Source organism: Haloplanus sp. HW8-1 (assembly GCF_023703795.1).
Taxonomy (GTDB): Archaea; Halobacteriota; Halobacteria; order Halobacteriales; family Haloferacaceae; genus Haloplanus; species Haloplanus pelagicus.
This window is the reverse complement of record NZ_CP098520.1, coordinates 58225-71885: the sequence shown is the minus strand read 5'-3', so window position 1 is coordinate 71885 and position 13661 is coordinate 58225. Positions and strand designations below refer to the sequence as shown.

The 13661-nt window shown below is 58.3% G+C and carries 16 protein-coding genes and 1 pseudogene; 13 read left to right on the top strand and 4 right to left on the bottom strand.

Annotated elements, in window-relative coordinates; translation table 11 throughout:
• The first annotated feature begins 128 nt into the window (after positions 1 to 128).
• Positions 129 to 536 carry a hypothetical protein gene (locus tag NBT82_RS19360; RefSeq protein WP_251331599.1) on the top strand — a complete coding sequence of 136 codons (408 nt, stop codon included), beginning with the start codon at positions 129 to 131 and terminating at the stop codon, positions 534 to 536.
• 84 nt (positions 537 to 620) lie between these two features.
• Positions 621 to 1385 carry a hypothetical protein gene (locus NBT82_RS19355; protein WP_251331598.1) on the top strand — a complete coding sequence of 255 codons (765 nt, stop codon included), beginning with the start codon at positions 621 to 623 and terminating at the stop codon, positions 1383 to 1385.
• Positions 1386 to 1492: 107 nt separating this feature from the next.
• Here NBT82_RS19355 and NBT82_RS19350 read toward each other — a convergent pair whose 3' ends face one another.
• Positions 1493 to 1837, bottom strand: coding sequence for an avidin-fold protein (locus NBT82_RS19350; RefSeq protein WP_251331597.1), 345 nt, complete (start codon positions 1835 to 1837; stop codon positions 1493 to 1495).
• Between the two features lie 261 nt (positions 1838 to 2098).
• Between NBT82_RS19350 and NBT82_RS19345 the strand changes: the two genes are divergently transcribed.
• The 8 genes from NBT82_RS19345 (at position 2099) to NBT82_RS19310 (ending at position 8598) form a co-directional block, all read left to right on the top strand.
• Positions 2099 to 2374 (top strand): hypothetical protein, encoded by a 276-nt coding sequence (locus NBT82_RS19345; RefSeq protein ID WP_157969627.1) that lies wholly within the window; start codon positions 2099 to 2101, stop codon positions 2372 to 2374.
• A complete protein-coding gene (locus NBT82_RS19340; protein ID WP_114450749.1) occupies positions 2374 to 2670 on the top strand; it encodes a hypothetical protein in 297 nt (98 codons plus the stop codon). The genes NBT82_RS19345 and NBT82_RS19340 overlap by 1 nt, the downstream gene beginning before the upstream one ends.
• 45 nt (positions 2671 to 2715) lie before the next feature.
• On the top strand, positions 2716 to 4086 hold the full coding sequence (locus tag NBT82_RS19335) for an XF1762 family protein (protein ID WP_251331596.1): 1371 nt from the start codon (positions 2716 to 2718) through the stop codon (positions 4084 to 4086).
• A gap of 76 nt (positions 4087 to 4162) precedes the next feature.
• Positions 4163 to 5365 (top strand): DUF6610 family protein, encoded by a 1203-nt coding sequence (locus NBT82_RS19330; protein WP_251331595.1) that lies wholly within the window; start codon positions 4163 to 4165, stop codon positions 5363 to 5365.
• Between the two features lie 159 nt (positions 5366 to 5524).
• Complete coding sequence (locus tag NBT82_RS19325; protein WP_251331594.1) at positions 5525 to 6961, top strand: hypothetical protein; 1437 nt, start codon at positions 5525 to 5527, stop codon at positions 6959 to 6961.
• Positions 6962 to 7007: 46 nt separating this feature from the next.
• Positions 7008 to 7241, top strand: a complete 234-nt coding sequence (locus tag NBT82_RS19320) for a hypothetical protein (RefSeq protein WP_251331593.1) — start codon at positions 7008 to 7010, stop codon at positions 7239 to 7241.
• 17 nt (positions 7242 to 7258) lie between these two features.
• Entirely contained in the window at positions 7259 to 7840 is a 582-nt protein-coding gene (locus tag NBT82_RS19315; RefSeq protein WP_251331592.1) for a DUF7995 family protein, read from the top strand.
• Between the two features lie 167 nt (positions 7841 to 8007).
• Complete coding sequence (locus NBT82_RS19310; protein ID WP_251331591.1) at positions 8008 to 8598, top strand: DUF6884 domain-containing protein; 591 nt, start codon at positions 8008 to 8010, stop codon at positions 8596 to 8598.
• Positions 8599 to 8622: 24 nt separating this feature from the next.
• On the opposite strand, the gene NBT82_RS19305 is transcribed toward NBT82_RS19310, so the two are convergent.
• Both NBT82_RS19305 and NBT82_RS19300 read right to left on the bottom strand, forming a co-directional pair.
• Positions 8623 to 9699: a hypothetical protein gene (locus NBT82_RS19305; RefSeq protein WP_251331590.1), complete on the bottom strand. Its 1077-nt coding sequence runs from the start codon at positions 9697 to 9699 to the stop codon at positions 8623 to 8625.
• 239 nt (positions 9700 to 9938) lie between these two features.
• Positions 9939 to 10415 (bottom strand): DUF6788 family protein, encoded by a 477-nt coding sequence (locus NBT82_RS19300; RefSeq protein WP_127341294.1) that lies wholly within the window; start codon positions 10413 to 10415, stop codon positions 9939 to 9941.
• A 98-nt stretch (positions 10416 to 10513) separates the two neighbouring features.
• On the opposite strand from NBT82_RS19300, the gene NBT82_RS19295 reads away from it, so the two are divergent.
• The 3 genes and pseudogenes from NBT82_RS19295 to NBT82_RS19285 all read left to right on the top strand — a co-directional run.
• On the top strand, positions 10514 to 10858 hold the full coding sequence (locus NBT82_RS19295) for a hypothetical protein (protein WP_251331589.1): 345 nt from the start codon (positions 10514 to 10516) through the stop codon (positions 10856 to 10858).
• On the top strand, positions 10855 to 11265 hold the full coding sequence (locus NBT82_RS19290) for a DUF8129 domain-containing protein (protein WP_112077665.1): 411 nt from the start codon (positions 10855 to 10857) through the stop codon (positions 11263 to 11265). Before NBT82_RS19295 ends, NBT82_RS19290 begins: the two co-directional genes overlap by 4 nt.
• Positions 11266 to 11521: 256 nt before the next feature.
• Positions 11522 to 12139, top strand: a pseudogene (locus NBT82_RS19285) (TSCPD domain-containing protein); the annotation flags it as partial.
• A 23-nt stretch (positions 12140 to 12162) separates the two neighbouring features.
• On the opposite strand, the gene NBT82_RS19280 reads toward NBT82_RS19285, so the two are convergent.
• Complete coding sequence (locus NBT82_RS19280) at positions 12163 to 13383, bottom strand: hypothetical protein (protein WP_251331588.1); 1221 nt, start codon at positions 13381 to 13383, stop codon at positions 12163 to 12165.
• Positions 13384 to 13661: the final 278 nt, after the last annotated feature.

Below are 13661 nucleotides of genomic sequence, written 5' to 3'. Positions count from 1 at the left end.
ACGTGAGAATCATATCAGTCGAATCACCCGTTCTGCAGGAACTACAATCTATGAGTACTGATACCGACACCAGCGCCAGCGTACCGAACCGACACCGCTCGTTCACTGTGCATCACCAGTCTGTTTTCGTGACAACTGAACACGAAGACGAAGCTCAAGATGACCCCGAAAATACCGAGACGAAGATCATCGACGAGGCCGGTTTGTTTGCCCTCGATGACGAACCCTTCGAGACCACGCTCTTTCACCACGGAGTCAACGTTGATACCCGGGAGCGAGCCTCACGAATCGAGACCGGCGGCTCCGACGAGTTCGTCGACAACCGTTCTCTCTCCGCTATCCGTGCTCAGAACGGTGAGAAGACGGTTCCCGAGGACGCGTCCGGACGCCAGAGGACGCTGTTTGCAGATACCGCCGTCGATCAGCGCACCCTCGATGGGGACAAAGCCAGCGCTCGCTTCATGTTCGAGGCCGACCAGCGCCGCCAACAAGCGGACTCTCGCGAACAGGACGCATCTCGCGTACCCTATCAATGAACCCCCTTTTGCTTCAAGCTCGCCGCTAGTGCTTGCGCTCGTTTATATTAGAGAACAATCTATGAAGGAGGGAGGAATCCCTCCATGAACGCCGAAAGCCCTTGGGACGACGACCGGAGATTCTACGGCAAGGACGACTTCGGAGACACATCTTTTGAAGACGAGCATTACGGCCCCAATGACGCCGGCGAATTCACCGTCGACGAAGCCCCGCGGTGTACCCAGTGTGATCGCCCCGTCGATCCCGATCGGGCCCTCTGCAAGGAATGTGAGCGCGACACGGAACTCGAATCGGAGAATCCCTATGGACCTATTCACGACGACGTCTCCGTGACCTACGAGAAACGAATTGACGCACTCGCGTTCGCCGTCGTGCCGGCGAAATCTCGCTTCGAGGCGATCGTCAAGGCCACCCTTGCATTCGATGCTCGAGAGAACGCCCCCAAGAAGCCCGCCGGCTTCGACGGGATGACCTTTGAGCTCCTCCACGAAGCCGACGACCCGGATATCCGTCCTTTCAATATCGGCTGGGGCGCACTCCCTGAAGCCGTGCCCGTCGCGAGCGAACGCGGCCTCGAACTATTTAATAAAGCCCACAACCGCACCAACTGGGGTGATCACCTCTCTGAAGGCCCTGAAGTTGACTTCGAACCCGAACCTGACATCTACCTCTACGACGAGGACGGAACCGCAATCTGCCGCGCCGGGCAGTTCATAGACCTCATCGACAGCTACACCGTCCCTGATGATCCCAGCGACTACACTCAGCCCGAGTACGGCAGTACTGACGAGGAGCTATGGATCGTCCCGGCATTCACCCTGAGTGTCCATTCTACTACTGACGGTTGATTACGAGAGAGCCTGTCATAGAAAGCTCCGCGCTCTCTGTCTATCCAAGTCTTGTCAAGACTCGCGTGCAAGATACGCGCGCTGTATCTTGCACACTCAGTGCTACCTTATTTGATTTCTTCGAGTACCGTTTCACCGCTGCCTCTCTGTGATTCCCATTTCCACTCATCCTCAACTCGCAGGCGGCCATCTTCTAGAACTTCGATGACCCCGACAGAGTGGCCCGTTGCAGTCTCGTGGTTCCGGTTAATCTGTGTGTATCGGATGTCCCAATGGTTGCCCTCAACAGTTCCAACAAGGTGTCCATCCACCACATCACCACCCTCGTAGTGGGCGTAGATTCGTTCACCGTCCTGTTCAAAATGGAACTTCGTGTCCCCGCTCACCTCTCCGTCGTCAGTATTCGTGACTCCGACCATTGTCCGTCCGTCAAGCGAAATGTTGTTGTTCATGTAGCATCTCACTCTGTGTCCTGTATTCAAGATTGCGTGCGGAACCCGTCCTCTGTATCTTGCAGCGGCTTCTGTAATCATATATGATTCAACATTTTCTACCGCTTGCACCGCAGTAAATCGGCTGTGAACGATTCTATGACTCCTTTCACATACGAGATCGATTTTACCCTGTTTGTGGCCCCCGAGACGGTGGAGGAGTCCAAACAAGATGGCAACCACCAGCCGCAGTACAAACCGGCGAATATACGAGGTCGTTAGATGAACTCCGAATCGGAGTTGCTTGTCTGTCCAGATTGTGGAAACGGACGGTTCTCGTGGATCATCCATCAAGTACAGTTCGGAGCTGTGCATCGCTTTGCGAACGGACATATCGATGTCGAAGTGACAAAGAATGGCCCCATCACCGACTCCGATATCGGTGAGAACGGAGTCTTCTGTGTTGATTGCCAGGAATTCCGAACCTATGAGGAACTTGTTCCAGACGACGCCGAGGCGGTTCACCTCAGTGAAGACGAATTAGAGGGAGACCGCTGATGGGCGCTCACACGTTTTTCACCCGAGCGAACGGCGAGGACGCCAAGAGCGCGTTTAGCGACGCCGTCGAGGACGCCCAGTACCACTACGGCCAAGGTGGATACACCGGGACCATCGCGGAGAAAACCTCGTTCACCCGTATTCCCGACGACGAAGTAGGCGACACCGACCCCGCCGAGTACGCCAGCCAGCTTATCGACGAACAGGACTCTCGAATCGACAGCAAGTGGGGCCCTGCTGGATGTATTCACGTCGAAGAAGACACGTACCTGTTCTTTGGCTGGGCATCCGCCTAACGCCTCTCCTTTCCCGTGAGTACTCGTCACCACCCCTCGTCCAGAGTGATACGGCCGCTTCGCGCCGGCGACATCATCGCGTTCCCCTACCTCAACGCTATCGGGCGATGCATTGGGGACGACTCCATCGGATCCTTCAACTGGTACGTCCCGCCAGGGGGCCCACTTAGTATCGGTCGCCTCCCCAACCAAGACGAGACCGATGCGATGATCGACTCCGGGGAGATCGTCATACTCGAGACGGAATTCGACTCCCTTGCCGCCTACCACGCCTATCGGACATACCGCGACTGTGACCCCCGTCTCGTCTCGCCCGGTGGTGCGTCGTCAACGGGGCACCTATCGCTCCGCGCTGAGCGTGGGTCCAGAGTCCGTGAGCGTGTCAACGGCTTCCTGAAGCACCCCGACGTCGCGTATCAGCACGACCCAGTGACCACGCCCTTCCGAATCGCACTCACTGCCACCTACCAGGACCGAGAGGTTGCGATGGCGGTCCTCGGACGCCCGCGGGGGCGACACAACGCCGACGGTCGGACGGTCGAACTGTATCGCTTCGCTGCCCATCCCGACCGGCCCGCGAATACCGGATCGTGGCTCCTCTCACGCTGCTGTGCGTGGAGTCGCCTCGAAGGATACGATCGCCTGCTCACGTACGCCGGTGTCCAGAACGGCAACGAGGGAACCATGTATCAGGCCGCTGGGTTCGAGCTCCTCGGGACGACGATAGCTGACCGGAGTGAATGGCACTCTCGTGAGGGCCGCGCCGGGGGTGGAACGTACCGGAAGTGTCGCTACAGATACGTCCTCGCCAGTCATTCGATCGAGGCCCGACGGCCCGCCGGTCGCGTCAGTCCCGATCAGGCCCGCCTCACCGACCAGAACACACCAGTCAGACCCGCATGTGCCTCTCCCCGCACGGTCGCCCAGGGTGAACTTGTCCAGACCCGCGAGGAGCACCCGGCTCGTCGAGAAACCACCCTCACCACCGACGCCCAGGCGTTCCTCGATGAGTACGACTGTGGCGAATCTGACGACACCGCACCGCTCGTCGCGTGCTTCGCCTACCGGACGCCAGAAGACTCCCTGGTTGCCGTACTCTGCCTTCGAGACCACTCCGGGGAGCAGAACACCCGGGACAACACCGAAGCCGTCACGCTGTCCACTGCGAGCGTCCAGACCGACGCCCTCGCTTACCCGGTGAACGTGCTTCGGGGACTCATCGCCGACGCCTGTGAGTGGGCTCGGCTCCACGGCTACGCGACTGTCGAGAACTGCCTCACCGGGAACGTCGCGACCGCCGCAGTCGAGGGAATCGCTGGCCTCGAGATCGACTACGACCATCTTCGTGACCCATCCGTGGAGCCATCCGAACGAGCATCCTCGTCGTCGAGCTCCCCTTCTGTGTCTTCCGCGTAGGCGAGGTTTCGTCCGCCAGTTTTTGTCGGCGGCGGAGCCGTGCGCCGCCAGCTGACCATCCTGACGGCCACTTCCTATGGTGAGTTCCAATACCAGTTCAGTCGAGAGCATCGGCCACGGCCAACTCGACCTCTCCACGTACCTCTCGCCGGCGACTCTTGACACACTCGAGGACAGACACCAGGCATCGGGAGGCGAGCATTCCGACCACCGGTCCGAGATCGAGGCCGACAGCAACACCGAACGAGAACGCGAAGAGGACGCGCTCCCTATCGAAGTCGCTCGTCGTGCCGAGTACATCGGGTTCCTTCATCGAGCCCCGTTTGCGACTGAGGCATACGCCCTCGGATTCGTTACCGGCGCTCGCGAGGACTGTCGGATTCAGGATAGCCATCTCCGCAACGTTGACGTCCCGATCCTCATGCTCGACAACGATTTCAATCGGCCCGACCTCGATCGGTATCTCACCCGCTTCCGTGAGGTTGAGCCCGAAATCGGTGTCGTTGGCGATGCCCGCACTCCTGAGGAAGCACACACGTTTGTCGACGCCGCCCGCGAACTCAAATCCGACTACCCAGACGCGACCATCATCATCGTCCCGAAGTGTCGCGAGGCCATCGATATCGTCGCCAACGCTGATATCCCCGGGGAATCGCTCGTCCTCGGATACGCGATGGGGCGTTCAAACATCAAAGCGTGGCACTTCTCGGATATCGCCAACTGGCGCGGTCACCGTGTGCATCTCCTTGGAGCCAGCCCGACGAAGCAATGGCGCGTCATCCAGGAGCTCACCCAACCGAATCTCACAGCGGACCCGCCTGCGGACATCATCGGTCTCGATTGGAACGGCCCGCAGGGTATCGCCTACAAAGGCGAATCCTGGTCACGCGACGGGTGGCAAGACGCTGACTTCCTCACCATCCGTGGGACTGTCCGTCGAAGCCTCCGTGAGATGCGAGCATTCTGGGAGGAACGTGGAGTGTGGCCCGCCGAGGGGAAGACGCCAATCGAACGCCTCGAGCCCGCCGTCAAAGAACCGGATGACCCGATCTGGGTTGCCAACGGAGGGGATCTCAGCGATCCCGATCCGCTTGGGTCACCCGATGAGTGGGCAGAACTAGTGGACTACGAGGACGAAGATGGCCACTATCCCATCGAGCAGGCCATTATCGTCACCTACGAAGACGGGCGCACTTTCGCATATCGGACACAGACCGAGCGCAACTACGTCGAATACCACGAAGGGCTCTGGGACGAGGTCGTGGACGAGCGGCCGTAACGGTCGCCCGGTCCTACGTTACGGTGCGAACTGTCGGTGTCCGTATGTTGCGTAGGGCTCGATTTGTCCGGCCCCCGCACGGCGGAGGCCCACAGAATGCCCTCACCACCGCCGACCGACGCGAGTAGCAACAATTCGACGAACTCCACTGGAGAGGTCGTGGACAGGAGTGACGAGTTCGTCGACAACCGAAACGACGTGTGCGACCCGCCTGCTAACCCCGGCGAGCAGGCCAGCCTCGCTTCCGAGGTGATCGAGGGGCAGACGGATCTCACCGGCAGCCAGGCGACCGAGGACCCGGAATACCTCGATGGTGGAACTCGGGAGAGTGCGCTCGATGCGCTGGCCAACGGCTCATGGACCCCCTCCACGATCACTCGAGCCTTCGAAGTCACTGGAAACGTCGCCAACTCGATCAAAGAGATGGGTTCGGGTGCCAGTCACGTCCTGAAAGTCGAAGATAACACCGAGGACCTATCGGAGTGGCCGGGAATCGGGGACGCTTCGGCCAAATCGATCCGGACAACGATACCGAAATTAAAGGCCCGTGGAATCACCCGCCACGGTCTCCCCATCGACGTCAATGCCCAGGCAACCGAGGATGCCGGCGGCGACGTCGATGAGCTCGAGGGCGTCGAGAGTGTGACCGAACAGACGGTCATGGAGGGGATCGTTGACTCTCTGGACGTTCCCGAACACTGGACAATCGTCGATGAGCACGAGGACGCCGAGCAAGAGCCCTCGATCCTCGTTGAGCATCCGGACGGCTACTTGGCCGAAATGTGGCTTCGGGACGACGACGTCTCATCCGGCGCCGGTGAGTGGGACATCGAATACGTCGACCCGGTGGGGACCCGGCGGGACGGGAGCGGGCAGTTCCACGAGAGCGCCCAGGACGCGCTCGACGAACTCGTTCCGCACATCAAGGAGGTTCGGGCCGAGGAGCGCGACCGGGCCGAACAGCAGGCCGAGCAGGAAGATATCGACTGGCCTGAAACAATCGGGCGCTTTCGGCTCCGGGAGCAGACCGTGAGTGACACCCATGCCGAGTATCGGACTGACTATCTGGCGGGCTACGGTATACTGGGGACCAAGCGACGGGAGCGGTCGGAGGGCATCCGTTTCTACGACGACACCCGGAAGTACCACTTCATGGATGAGACCTACGCCCGGAAGAAGACCGCAATCGAGACAGCCGAGGAGAAGCTCACGGACCTGACGGAGACACTCGATGAGCGGGAGGACGCGGTGATCGAGCAGAACGATATCCCCGACCACGTTCTCCCCCACCGCTACCGGGGCGATCTCGACGACCAGGACAGCGGCAGTGACGATGTCCCGGATAGCAAAACCCGTCAGATGGGTGTCTCACCTGACGACACCGACCAACTCACCGTCGATATTCGCTTCGCCACCGAAGGCATTAGCGCCTCGGTCTACGCCATCTCCGAGACACCCAACCGAACCGATCTCCTCGAAGAAGCCTGGTACACCTGGACCGAGGTGGACGAACTCACCACGGATACGGAGAGTCACATCATATTCGAGATTCCCGTGCAGCACTCCCAAAACGAGAACGAGGACGCGGCGGACTAACTCGTGCTCGTTTGTCGGGCCCCCACGCGGTGGAGGCCCACTCAAAATGGAATCCACCACAGACGACAATATCGCCGGACAGCGCATCGCCGACGTTCGTGAAATGACCAGCGAAGAACTTGAACGCGAAGGCTGGCAAGCCCATGATTGGCAATCGACAGTCGTTCTCGAACTCGAGTCCGGGACGATCCTCTATCCATCTACTGATCCCGAAGGAAACGCTCCTGGCGCGATATTCGGCATCGACGCCGACGATACCGCATTCGCCCTCTACCCCTGACCAAATTCATTATGCACATGCTCATCAGAGTCGTCTCCGAAGCCTACGACGCCGAAGACGCGACCGGCATCGCCCACGGCCTCTTTGAGGGCGTTGACGCGCCGCTCTACCCGACGTTCGACTACGGCACACTCATGACCGATGGTGGTCGCTGGAGCGAGTCACTCCCTGACATCTTCCGTGAAGAGGGCTCCGCTCGTGCCGACTCCGAGATCGGGAACGATCTTCTCGAGGGCGCCTGGGTATCAACCACTCGCGAACTCGCTCGAAGAATGGCCGTCATCCGCAAGGGATTCGAAGAGTACACCGACAAGGAACTCCTCGAAAGCCCCCGTATTAAAGCCGACGTCGAACCGTGGAACCCTCTCGGCCCAACCCGAAGCGAAGAGGAGTTCATCGACTCCTACTCAATCGACGTCCGGTATGCGATGTACTCTGTCGGTGAATACGCCGGCCCGGTCTACTACCTCTACAACGAATACGGAACCGCGATTCGGAGCCAAGCCGAATACGAACAACTTCTCGACGAGATTGCGACCGATGATACAGGGAACGACGAGACCTCGTTCTACGTGACGCCAGTCGACGTCCACTATTAATCCGGCTCCCATATCAAGCGAATCCTAGGTACAATCAGAGTCACCCGATTACTAATGACGCTGAGTGTCCCGCGGAGGTAGATTCATCCCCAGCGGGTGTCAAAATCGCACCGACTGATGCACACAGGTTCGTGGCGGGGGTGACTCACGCCGCTCCGAGACGACAGATGCCAACGAGACAGACCACAATCGAGACGATTCAGACTGACGGTGGAGGCCGTGAGGATAGTGATCGAAGTGGTCTCCTCGTTCGCCGAACTGCCCTCGTCGGGTGTGGCGACGCGAAACACGACGGCTTGCTTCCTGCTCGCGAAAAATACCGTTCGACATACTTCGGCCTCAAGCGCGATTTCGCTGAGACACTCTGTGCTCGCTGGTGGATCCTTTCTGCGAAATTCGGACTGCTTGATCCCGACCGCGTCATCGACGATTACGATGTCGCCATCACCGACGACGATGTGGACACCGCTCAGTGGGTCGAGGACGTCCGCACGGTGCTCTCTAATGTGGAGTGGCCCGAGACGACCAAGGACGGTCGGGACATCGTCTGGGAGCTATATGCGCTTGCTGGAAGTGACTACCTCGAGGCCACCGACCAGGATGAACACTCGCTCCGTGTGCAACTCCCCGACATTACACCCGATCACGTAACGATCCGATTCCCCTTCGACGACCTCGCGGGGATCGGCTACCAAAATGGGTGGCTCGCCGCGTGTCGTGACTCCGGGCGTATCGTCGATACTGCAACCCACGGCTGAATACGAACGGGGCGTCTGTCTGAGTCACTCCAAGGCTGGTGGGGAATCATGGACTGCGACAACGTCATCAGCAAACTCCTCGACTGCAAGTGACGGTTCGGAGTGTTCAGTTGGTCCAACGGGCTCGAACTTGCAGAGAACCAAGTTGTAGGAGATGGACGCTTGGACAATCCTCCAGTAATATGGCCCGCTTTCGTCCCTGTCAGGATCAATTTCGACAATATCACCGAGGTCGAACTCGACGGGTTGTTCATAGGAGCTGCCTGCGAGTTCCGCCTGTCTCCCTTCTACGTCGGGAAGCGGGTCATGCAGAGTTTCAGCGAGAATATACCAGTCATCAACAAGCCGTCGCTGTCGAACACCTTCTCGCAACTCTCCATCAAGTTCTACGTCGTAGACTGGTCTTGGGGTGATTGGAGATTGGTCCCAGAGTGGTGTCAGCCACGCCTCGTATCGGTCACGAATACGGCAGTGTCCGTTCTGCGTGTCAAATTCGTCCCCAGCGACAAACAGAAACTCTTCATACGGACTCTGTGTATCTCGACCGAAACGCCCGTCAACTTTGTCACCTTCTTCAATCGCCCCCGGGAGATACGACCAGCCAGCAAATTCGGGGTGATGGTACTCAACAAACGGCGCTGAAAGATAGTCGTTTGGCGTCCCAAACACATCGCTCAGACGAGTGAGTGCTTCACGCTCCGAAAGAGAGTCACTTCGACTACCGGCTGCGGACTCAAATGAATCCAACTCCGTCGGAGATGCAGACAAGTCATCAGCTGGCGGATCGCTCCAGTCATCGACCGGAGAATGGAACGAGAACTCACCAATATACAGGCAGTAGTATTCTCTGTTGTCGATTTTGTGAAGGCGAACCTCATCGACGCAGTCTCGCTCAACTAACGATTCGAGAATTGACTGTTTGAACGCATACAGTGCCTTTTTCCGAATACTGTGATGCCGCGCTCGCGCTTTAGCTCCCCGGGAGTAATTATTGCTTGCCGACTCAGCGTACTTCTTCGCTTCAACGTTGATCTGGTATAATGCCTCTAGCTGGTCGAATGAACACTTCGGACAGTGTTCCGAATCAGTTGCATCAGGCATGGCAGATTTTGAACAAGGAACTGAAGACGATCATGTCGAGTTGCCGTTTTGTGGTAGTATATCAGACCGGATGAAAGTTAAAATAACCGAGTTGCGTAATAGCTACGCAACGCTTCTTCTTGTACCAGCCTTTCAGCACGTCGAAGGGACTACACCATCGAGGCGAGTCAAAGGACGACATCCGACGGGCTCAGCAAGATGTTCACAGCCTCAGAAGTGGCCTCGTCGACGCGATCGTGCTACTCGCCATCAGCCTTCCCCGCATACCTCGAGGTCACCTTTCCTCGAAGATCCCGATAGACAGTGTAGCGATACGGACCATGTGGGCAACCATCGCATCCTGGCCCACACGGGAGCTTCCGTTTTTGAAGGTGTCCATATCGAGTTAACTCCTCGTCTGACAGTTCCTTTAGCTGTTCCGTACTCATTTCCTCAAACTCTTCTTTCGCTGCACGCCGCTTTTCGCGGGATAGGTTCTGCGGTGGCTTCTCGACTGCGACCTCACCCGCTCCGACCTTCTCATCCGGAGACACCGGTCGCTCCTTGTGCTCGATGAGTTCATCGCAGTAGTCGATGACTCGCTCTAGATCGTACACGGTCTGTACCTGCAGGGGCTCCCACACGCGCTTTGCTAGCCCTTCCGGGGGTGTAGGCATTGCTTCGCCCCGCTCTTCAGGACTGGCGGGAGCGCCAGCGTCGGGGTCAGGTTCGGGCATGTATCATCCTACGCTACCTTCGTACTAATAATGTAACGTAGGGCCGGATCACCACTCCTCGTTTGTCGTCCCCCGCTTCGGTGGAGGGATTCATTCCGATGAACACTATCACGACCGCACAGCGCATCTCCACCAGCAGCGACATCGACGCCAGTATCGCCGCCACCCGCCGTGTGCACCATCTCACCGCCGTCGCCCGAGACGCTATCGACGATCCCAGATCCCTCGATGGAGACACACTTGCGAAGGCTGTCGTCAAAGTACTCTACGACGCACACCCTCACATCCGATTCGAGGATGCCCTCGAGCTCGCTGTAATCGTCGAGACACCACCTCTCGACTCGCCGACGGTAGAAGCCATTGAATACGTCGTCGCAGACATCTGTTCCCATCTCGACGAGTGGAACCGCTTCGAGCCACCGACACTCCCAGGACAAGCATGAGTGGCGATGAATCGCTCCTCGAACAGCTTCCGCCCGAGAAACTCCTCGATACACGGAACACGCGGGTCATCACGCCCGCGATCGAGATGATGGAAGAGGTCGCGACCGTTGAACTATACCTCGAACACGAGCGGGCGAACCGTGATCGGCCGGGTATCGTCCGCCACTTCACCGAGCAAATTGACGTCATCTACGAGGAAAACGGCGAGATCCCGCCCGGAGAAAAGGACCAGGAACAGGAGTCGGAAGGCGAACACGAAGGAGACAACATGTCCACCGCCGATGCCGAGACGGTCTCACCGATGTCGCCACCGGAAGAGCTGCTTGCGTACATCCACGGCCTCGGGAATGAGTCAGACGACGAGATTGCTTCGTCGCCCGCGCCACCCACGTGGGATGAGCTCTAACTCTCGTTTGTCACCCCCGACATCCCGTGGGGATACGCACATAGAACCGCCCTATCCGGCGATTTCTCCGTATGTTCTTAACCTCATTCTGCCCCTATCTTTGCCTAGGTGAACGGTGAGACATGTCGACCGTCGTCACAGCGAAACATCATCAGACGACCTACAACAAAACAGAACTCAACCCCATGAAACACAACCAGGTTGACACCACAGAACCAACCGAAACCGACTCCAAATCCCCTGAAAACTGGCCGTGAAGCAACCATGTCCAGACGTTCTCACTGGCGTCACGCAGCGCGTTCAGACCGGCTACGGCAAATTCTACGTCATTATCAACGAGGACGCCGACGGCCGGCCGTTCGAACTCTTCGCGAATATCGGGAACTCCGGCGGATTCACCGCTTCCTTTACCGAGGCACTCGCGAAGACTGTCTCAACCTGGCTCCGTTCCGGTTTTGATCCCGAGGAGATCGCCAGCGAACTCCGAGGCATTCGCTCACCGAAGGTTGGGTGGGATAAAGGTGACAAGACGCAATCCATCCCGGACGCCATCGGCCTCGCGATGGCGCGCTATCTTGAGGGTGATCCCCACCTCGACTACCCCCATCAGCAGAACCTCGCGGAAGCAGTCGAAGAAGACGCCACAGCCGCACACACTGCCGACGGTGGCACGGTCGCTGATCACGATGCGAACTTGAATACGGGCGCCAACGATAACGATAGTGACCGGGAAGACGATAAGCAGGAAGATGGCACTGCTGAACTCCTCGAAGCCGGCGAATCTCCCGAGTGTCCAGAGTGTGGGTCAATATCCCTGTATTACTCGGAGGGATGCAAAACCTGCCGAGCCTGCGGCTGGTCAGAATGTTCGTAACGTAGTCAAAACAGTTCGTCTCGCTAGTCCCATACCATCTCTGGCGGGTTGCTCGTTGACCGCTTCCTATCCGACGACGGCTTCGCCGCCTTTGCATCCCTCTCGGGTTCACCGAAGAGCCGTCGGATCGGGTGGCGCAGCGCCGCCAGACGTCTGAGGTCTCCCTTTCGGTAATTCACTGCCCACGTCCGCGTGTTTCCCTTCTTGTCGCGTCGAGCGACCACAATTTTCACTGGACCGTATGGCACTTTGGCGATAGAGATCCAGCTCTCACACAACTCCGTCCCTCGGAAACTCAGCGATGCGCCACCGACCCAGTGTGCAACCTGTTGGTCTGCACTCCCCGAGTCAAACCACTCCTTTGTTTCTTCCATGAACGCTTCAAATCTCTCGGGAAACTCGCTCCCGATGTGGACGATTATGTACTCCGAATTGCCCTGCTCGGTATCCTTCTTCCACCACTCGAGAAAGATGTGGTTCGCGGGTGAGCGGAGAACGTTGACCCACGCCCGTTCGCGCCCCTTTTCGTGGAGGGAAATTGCGTCAACCTTCTTCCATCCCTCAGGTGAGACGCCCTTATTGTAGTACCCCCGAAGCGGCGGGATCACTTCGAGGGCGTGGGCCCGCAGGTACTCCATTGGGAACGGAATCTCCATCTTCACCTCAGGCTGTTCCGGCGGGTTCATCAACCGCCGCACGCTCTCTGCGTAGCCGTCGAGACCTTCGACGATTGGGACGGCATCGGGCCACGGTTTCTTCACGCGATGTTCGGCGAACTTCATGTCGTGGCCCTCGAAGTCAGACTGATACGCCCAGAACACCGAATATCCCGCTTCCAGGTAGTCCCACGAGAGCGAGCCGATCTCCTTGTCGTCGTGCTTGTGCTGAATCTCGACGATGAAGCCTTTCCCGAACGGATAGAGTTCCGCAGAAAACGTCGCGACAACATCCGCAACTCGGTCAGTCCCCGGGATGGTATACTCGTGACTGACGGTTGCTGACTCGAAAATCTCGCGGAGTTTCATCGCCGCGATCGTCTTGAATCTAGCGTGGAGGTTTGACTCGCCCGGACACTCTGACCCAGAGTGGTGGACAAAGTGTTTCGAGACGAAGCGTCCATTGTTGTAATGCGATCGGCGGAGGAACAGCGATTCTTCACACAGCGGACAGAGAATGTCGTCGTCGCCGTCGACGTCTAAGGAGAGCACCCGATCACCGTTCGGCCGCATGGCGAGGTATGGCATGAAGGGATTCTTGGCGGGGGTGTTTTCTGGTATCGCTCACGTTCTAATTCGCGCCATGCGGTAAAATAGCACTCGGGGTATCAACCCGACAACCCCCCGAAAACCCGTCCGTTCGCCGCAGTAGGCGACTGTCCTACGTAACTATCCAAACGATATAGCCGAGATTGTAACGTAGGACAAATCACCCCTCCAGCCGAACCGGCTGGTTCTACCCGCCATTTTTGTTTTCCCCCCGGAGCGTAGAGGGGCGACACTAGAGGCACCTGCCAGTCGTGTGT

Coding starts and splice junctions, on each gene's coding strand:
- NBT82_RS19355 (WP_251331598.1), top strand. CDS start 621: ATGAACGCCGAAAGCCCTTGGGACGACGACCGGAGATTCTACGGCAAG.
- NBT82_RS19350 (WP_251331597.1), bottom strand. CDS start 1,837: ATGAACAACAACATTTCGCTTGACGGACGGACAATGGTCGGAGTCACG.
- NBT82_RS19345 (WP_157969627.1), top strand. CDS start 2,099: ATGAACTCCGAATCGGAGTTGCTTGTCTGTCCAGATTGTGGAAACGGA.
- NBT82_RS19340 (WP_114450749.1), top strand. CDS start 2,374: ATGGGCGCTCACACGTTTTTCACCCGAGCGAACGGCGAGGACGCCAAG.
- NBT82_RS19330 (WP_251331595.1), top strand. CDS start 4,163: ATGGTGAGTTCCAATACCAGTTCAGTCGAGAGCATCGGCCACGGCCAA.
- NBT82_RS19320 (WP_251331593.1), top strand. CDS start 7,008: ATGGAATCCACCACAGACGACAATATCGCCGGACAGCGCATCGCCGAC.
- NBT82_RS19315 (WP_251331592.1), top strand. CDS start 7,259: ATGCTCATCAGAGTCGTCTCCGAAGCCTACGACGCCGAAGACGCGACC.
- NBT82_RS19310 (WP_251331591.1), top strand. CDS start 8,008: ATGCCAACGAGACAGACCACAATCGAGACGATTCAGACTGACGGTGGA.
- NBT82_RS19305 (WP_251331590.1), bottom strand. CDS start 9,699: ATGCCTGATGCAACTGATTCGGAACACTGTCCGAAGTGTTCATTCGAC.
- NBT82_RS19300 (WP_127341294.1), bottom strand. CDS start 10,415: ATGCCCGAACCTGACCCCGACGCTGGCGCTCCCGCCAGTCCTGAAGAG.
- NBT82_RS19295 (WP_251331589.1), top strand. CDS start 10,514: ATGAACACTATCACGACCGCACAGCGCATCTCCACCAGCAGCGACATC.
- NBT82_RS19290 (WP_112077665.1), top strand. CDS start 10,855: ATGAGTGGCGATGAATCGCTCCTCGAACAGCTTCCGCCCGAGAAACTC.
- NBT82_RS19280 (WP_251331588.1), bottom strand. CDS start 13,383: ATGCCATACCTCGCCATGCGGCCGAACGGTGATCGGGTGCTCTCCTTA.